Consider the following 5,847-nt stretch of genomic DNA (forward strand, 5'->3'; position numbering starts at 1 on the left):
CTCCGGCATCCCGTGCCATTCGCCGGCCACCTGCCCTTCCGTTCCGCCGCCGTCCCGCCCCCATGCGCCAAGGGGTGGCCCACGCCAGATCCTACGGACGGCCTCCATCTGGCCGGAGGTGTCGTGACCCTGTCCCGCTATGACCGGGGTGTCGCCGACTCATCACCTGGTAAACAGATACCGATGTCCTCACCGCTCACCGTCGCCCTCGTGACGCCACTGACCGGCCCGGCGGCCGCCCATGGTCTGGCCGCGTTGCGTGCCGCCACGCTGTGGGCACGCGACGAGCACCTGCCACCGGCGTGGGACGAGATCAACGTCACCGCATACGACGCCCACCCGCACCCGGGCGCGGCAACGCGGTCCGCCGCGGCCGCCAACCCTGACGCCATCTTCGGCCCGCACGGACCGCAGGCCGCCCTCGCGGCCTGCGCCGCGACCGACCGGGTGCTGTTCAACATCGCGGCACCATCGACGCGCTTCGTCCGGCAAGCCGTCCCGAACATCATCAACATGGCCGCGCCGCAGGCCACCTGGACGCGCGGAGTGCTCGCCGCGGTACGTTCCGCCGACCGCCGAGCACGTAGGCTCGCAGTAATGGTGGCTGCCGGCGACTGGGCGTTGGAAATCGTTTCCGTGACGCGCGCCGCAGCGGCAGCCCGGAACTTCGACGTCACATCCAGTGTCTTTCGCCCGGGGCAGGCGGGGGCCGCGGCACGCCGGCTCCCGGCGGCGGACGTCCTGATCGTCCAGGCTGACCCCGACGATGAGGCAACCGCCGCCGAGATCCTCCTGCGCAGACCGTGGCGGGCCGCCGCGTTCTCAACCGCCGGGCACGACGATGCCCTGACCACCCTGGGTGATCGGCGTGACGGGCTGCTGGGGCCGCGTGCCTGGTCGCCGCAGCTGCCCGCTGCGGCCGGCACCGGCCCGAGCGTGTCGGAGTTCGTGAGCCGTTACCGGCAGATGCACGACCAGCCGCCGGCGGCGACAGCAGCGGTCGCGTTCGCCGCCGGGCTGATTCTCGGGCGGTGCGTGCGAATGCTCGACCAGGTCGACGGCTCCCTGCTCGACGACGCCGCGGTACTGGCCACGGCATATGCGCTGGACACGTCCACCGTGCTGGGTCGCTTTCGCCTCGACCCCGCCACCGGGCTACAGGTCGGGCATCAGGGTCATCTGGTGCAGTGGCAGGACGGTGTCGCCGCCACGGTCTGGCCACCCGACCGCTTGCGGGCCCCGCTGCACTACCCGCGCCGCCGCGGCGGGCAGCCGTGGCCCCAAGCCGCGTGACACCGGTGAAAGTGGGGCAGCGGCGCTCCCGAATCCTGATCATTCTCGGTACGGTCGCTGTGGTGTTCCTCACGGCGAGCGCACGGCTGTTCGTCTGGCCGACAACCGACGCCCCGACGCAGGTCGACGCGATCGTGATGTACGCGGGAAGCCCTGGGCGGCTGGCCAAGGCAGTCGAACTCGCCCGATCCGGGTATGCGCCGATGCTCGCCGTGTCAAACCCGTACGGCCAGGACCGCTGTCCGGTCGCGGTCCCCGACGTGCGGGTGATCTGCTTCCGGCCGGACCCGCTCACCACCCAGGGCGAAGCCCGGATGACCGCGGCGCTCGCCGCCCGCTACAACTGGCGGTCCGTCCTGGTCGTCGTGGGGACCCCGCAGGGCACCAGGGCACGGCTGCGGCTGGACCGCTGCTATGACGGACGTGCCCTGTTCGCCACCGCGTCGCCGCGGTGGTACGCCTGGCCATACATGATCAGCTACGAGTGGGCCGCAACGGTGAAGGCGCTGACCATCCAGCGCAGCTGCTGAATCGCGGCGGGCAGGCGACACCCAGCGGACGCCCCGCTACCGGGCTTTGGCCGCGACCACGGCGTCGTAGACGGCGCGGCGCGGTACGCCGTGAGCCACCGCCACCGCCGCGATGGCCTCCTTGCGGGGTGTCCCGCCGGCCTCGTGCCCCGCGACCTCGGCTGCGAGTGTCACGGCGAAGGCCGCCGCGGCCGGCGTCCCGGCAACCATTGCCCGAGCGGGTGGGGACGGCGGCGGCGCACCCGCCACCACCAGAGTGATCTCTCCGCGGATGTCCCGGCCGTGCGCCCATTCGCACAGGCCGGCAAGATCGACCCGGACGATCTCCTCCCAGGTTTTGGTCAGTTCCCGGCACAGCACGCCCATGCGATCCCCCCCAAAGGCCGCGCTAAGATCGTCCAGTGTCGCGGGCAACCGGTGTGGAGCCTCCAGGATGACCAGAGTGCGTCGCTCCCCGGCGAGCTCGGCCAGGCGTGACCGACGTTCGCCGTGCCTGCGCGGCAGAAAACCCTCGAACACCCAGCGGTCCGTGGGCAGCCCGCTGACCGCGAGCGCGGCGGTCACCGCGGACGGGCCGGGGACGACCGTGACCGACACCCCGGCCGCGACGGCGACGGCCACCACCCGGAAGCCCGGATCCGAGACAGCAGGCATGCCCGCGTCCGTGATGAGCGCCACCGTGGCGCCGGCACGCAACTGGGCGAGCAGGAAGTCCGCACGGGACGCCTCGTTCGCGTCGAAGCAGGAGACAACCCGCCCGGAGATGGTGACCCCGAGTGCGGCGGTCAGCCGACGCAGCCGGCGGGTGTCCTCGGCGGCGACGATGTCGGCGCTCGCGAGGATTTCGCCAAGCCGCGGGCTGGCATCGCGGACATCACCGATCGGCGCACCGCACAGCACCAGAGTCCCGGACACCCGCCGAGTGTGCCAGGAGCCACGACCTACATTGATGCGGTGGCGGTGACAGCGACTTATCCGACCCTGGGCGGCGAGGGCACGCAGGCCCCCGCGGTCGCCCTGACCCACGACGATGGCGGCCGGCCGCCATCCGACCGGCTGGTGGCGCCGATGCCGACCGACCGACTGGCCGGCTGGCTCGCGTCGCTCGCGCTTGCCGCGGTGGCCGGCGTCCTGAGGTTCTGGCAGCTCACCGAGCCGCGTGGCATCTACTTCGACGAGGTCTACTACACCCACGACGCCTATAGCCTGATGACGCACGGCTATGAGCTGAGCGACATCAAGAGCGGGTGCAACGGCCCCGGCTTCGTCGTCCACCCGCCGCTGGGCAAGTGGCTGATGGCCGCCTCCGAATGGCTCTTCGGCTACACCGACTGCGCCGGGGTCCGGCACGGCAACCCCGAGCTGGGATGGCGCTTCGCCTCCGCAGTCGCGGGGACGCTCGCGGTGCTCGTCATCGCCCGTACCGCCCGGCGGATGTTCCGCTCGACTCTGCTCGGCTGCTTCGCCGGGCTCCTGCTCGCCTTCGACGGGCTGGAGTTCGTCCAGAGCCGGATCGGGATCCTCGACATCTTCCTGATGACCGGTCTCGTGCTGGCCCTGGCCTGTCTGGTTCTCGACCGGGACGACGGCCGCGCCCGACTTGCGGCCCGGCTGGCGGCCAACCGGGCGAAGGCCGAGGCAGCTGAGGACGGGACGGGGCGCCCGGCCCTAGCAGGCACCGGCCCGCCCTCGGCCCTAGCAGGCACCGGCCCGCCCCCAGCCCTAGCAGGCACCGGCCCGCCCCCAGCCCTGACGGGAAGCGGCCCGTGGCTCGGCGCACGCCCGTGGCGGCTGGCCTGCGGGCTGTGTCTGGGTGCGGCCATGGGGGTGAAATGGAGTGCCCTCTACACCCTCGTCGGGTTCGCCGCGCTTGCCTTCGCCTGGGACGTGGGTGCGCGCCGGACCGCGGGTGCGCGCCGGCCGATCCTGGCCGCGCTGGCCCGGGACACCCCGATCTGGGCGGTGAGCTTTCTCGTCCTGCCGGTGGTGACGTTCTTCGCGACGTGGACCGGCTGGTTCGTCACCGACGGTGGCTACAACCGGCACCAATTCGGCAACGGCGCGTGGGCAGCGCTGCGCGGCTGGTGGGACTACCAGATGCTGATCTACCAGTTCCACGAGCACCTCGACGCCTCGCATCCCTACGCGTCCAAGCCACTGAGCTGGCTGGTGCTGGGCCGCCCGGTCGCCTACTACTACGGCGCGCCCAAGATCGGCGAATCCGGCTGTAACGCCCAGGCCGGCTGCTCCCGGGAGATTCTGGCGATCGGCAACCCGGCGATCTGGTGGCTCGGCACCCTCGCCCTGCTCGGTGTTCTCGCGCTGTGGGCGAGCCGCCGTGACTGGCGGGCGGCCCTCGTCCTGGTCGGCTTCGGCACGTCGTTCCTGCCGTGGCTCGCATTCCCCAGCCGGACGATGTTCCTGTTCTACGCTCTGCCGCTGCTGCCGTTCCTCGTGCTCGGCCTGACCGCCCTAGCAGGTGTCGCGCTGGGCCCCGGAACCGCTTCGGAGACGCGTCGCCTGGTCGGGTCGCTGGTGGTCGGCGTCTATGCGATCATCGTCGTCCTGTTGTTCGTCTACTTCTATCCGATCATGGCAGCGCAGGTGATCCCGACCTCGGCATGGCGGATCCGGATGTGGTTCCCAGGCTGGATCTGACCGCCACCCGGCGCCCGTCAGGTCGCCCCGCGCGCGTCGTCCGATGGAGTGGATGGAATGGTACCGAACTCTGCGGATCTGCAACCGTACGGTCCGCAGTTGGTTCAGCCCGAACGCCCCCGCCAGCGGCAGGCAGACCAGGGTCGGCAGCATGTAACGGTAGTCGAACACCGCGGTCGCGCAGGGCACCACCAGCAGGGCAAGCCCCATCGCGACCAACAGCAGACAGTCGTGGCGTGCCCGGACGGAACCATAACCGGAGGCGACCATCGACGCCAGGACACCGACCAGCGCGCAGGCGCCGAGCAGCGGGCCTGGCATGAAGCCGAACGACTGGTATCCCCGCAGCAGACCACCCAGCAGCGGATCATAACGGCGGGGCACGGCCGCGCCGCCGACGTCGGACAGCACCAGGTCGATGTGCCAGCGTGGATCAACCCGCCCGGACGGGAACCGCCAGCTCCCGAGATACCAGTCCGGTGGCTCAGCGTGACGCGACGGGGAGAAGTAGTGCGCGACGTCATGTGCCACCAGCGTGGCGTACTGGTGGGGCTGCGCCACGATCACTTTGATCGCGAAGTGTCGGAACAACGCATTGGTCCGCGCGTCGAACGCCCGAAAGCGGTACCGCGGGCTGGCGCGGTCCCAGTCGTAGAAATTGGGCCCGGGCCGCTCGTCGGCTGGATGCGGAGAGCACAGCGGGATCTCGCCCTGCGTCACCTCGAAACGGGCGCAGTCCGCGAACGGCGCGACCCGGCCCCAGAGGAACATCCCGTCGACATTCTGCAGCGCAAAACTCCCCTGCGCGGCGGCGAACCAGGCCGCGTAGGCCAGCAGCGGTGCTGCCCAGCACAGGACGAATGCGAGCAGCCGTCGGATCCCGGCCTTGCGGGCGAGCAGGTAGACGGCGGCGAGCAACCCCAGCACCAGCGCCACCGAACGGGTGAGGGTGGCCGCGGCCAGCAGGATGCCGGCGCCGGCGGACATGGCGACGGTCGGGCGTGCGCGGCACAGCAGCACGACAATCGCCGCGGCCAGCAGGGTGGCGAACAGCGTCTCGGCCATGACCATCTGCTCGATGTCCACCTGATAGGCATCCAGCAGAACAGGCGCGGCAGCCGACGCCGCGAGCCACCGGGGTAACCCACGCCGCAGCGACAGGTAGTACAGCGCGACACCGATACCGAGACCTAGCAGGTGCGCGACGGCAGGAACCACCACCAACGACGGTGACCACGCGAACAGGCGCAGGAACGCGGAGTACCCGAACGGCCGGACCGGATCCGGGCTGAGCTCGCGGGCGTACCGCAGGTAGGAATACGAGTCGCCGTAGAACTCCAACGCCGGCCAGTAGGCGGCGAGCGCC

The 5,847-nt window shown here is 71.0% G+C and carries 4 protein-coding genes; 3 read left to right on the forward strand and 1 reads right to left on the reverse strand.

The features are described 5' to 3' along the window. Positions 1-1,293: ABC transporter substrate-binding protein (locus U9980_RS08510; RefSeq protein WP_322767431.1), on the forward strand; the 1,293-nt coding region annotated here is incomplete at its 5' end. A 5-nt stretch (positions 1,294-1,298) separates the two neighbouring features. Next, entirely contained in the window at positions 1,299-1,823 is a 525-nt protein-coding gene (locus U9980_RS08515; RefSeq protein ID WP_322767432.1) for a YdcF family protein, read from the forward strand. Between the two features lie 36 nt (positions 1,824-1,859). Here U9980_RS08515 and rsmI read toward each other — a convergent pair whose 3' ends face one another. Beyond that, positions 1,860-2,738, reverse strand: coding sequence for a 16S rRNA (cytidine(1402)-2'-O)-methyltransferase (gene rsmI, locus U9980_RS08520; protein ID WP_322767433.1), 879 nt, complete (start codon positions 2,736-2,738; stop codon positions 1,860-1,862). Positions 2,739-2,891: 153 nt separating this feature from the next. On the opposite strand from rsmI, the gene U9980_RS08525 reads away from it, so the two are divergent. Further along, positions 2,892-4,481, forward strand: a complete 1,590-nt coding sequence (locus U9980_RS08525; RefSeq protein WP_416210199.1) for a dolichyl-phosphate-mannose--protein mannosyltransferase — start codon at positions 2,892-2,894, stop codon at positions 4,479-4,481. Positions 4,482-5,847 lie beyond the last annotated feature (1,366 nt).

Source organism: Protofrankia sp. Cr1 (assembly GCF_963555865.1).
Lineage (GTDB): Bacteria > Actinomycetota > Actinomycetes > Frankiales > Frankiaceae > Protofrankia.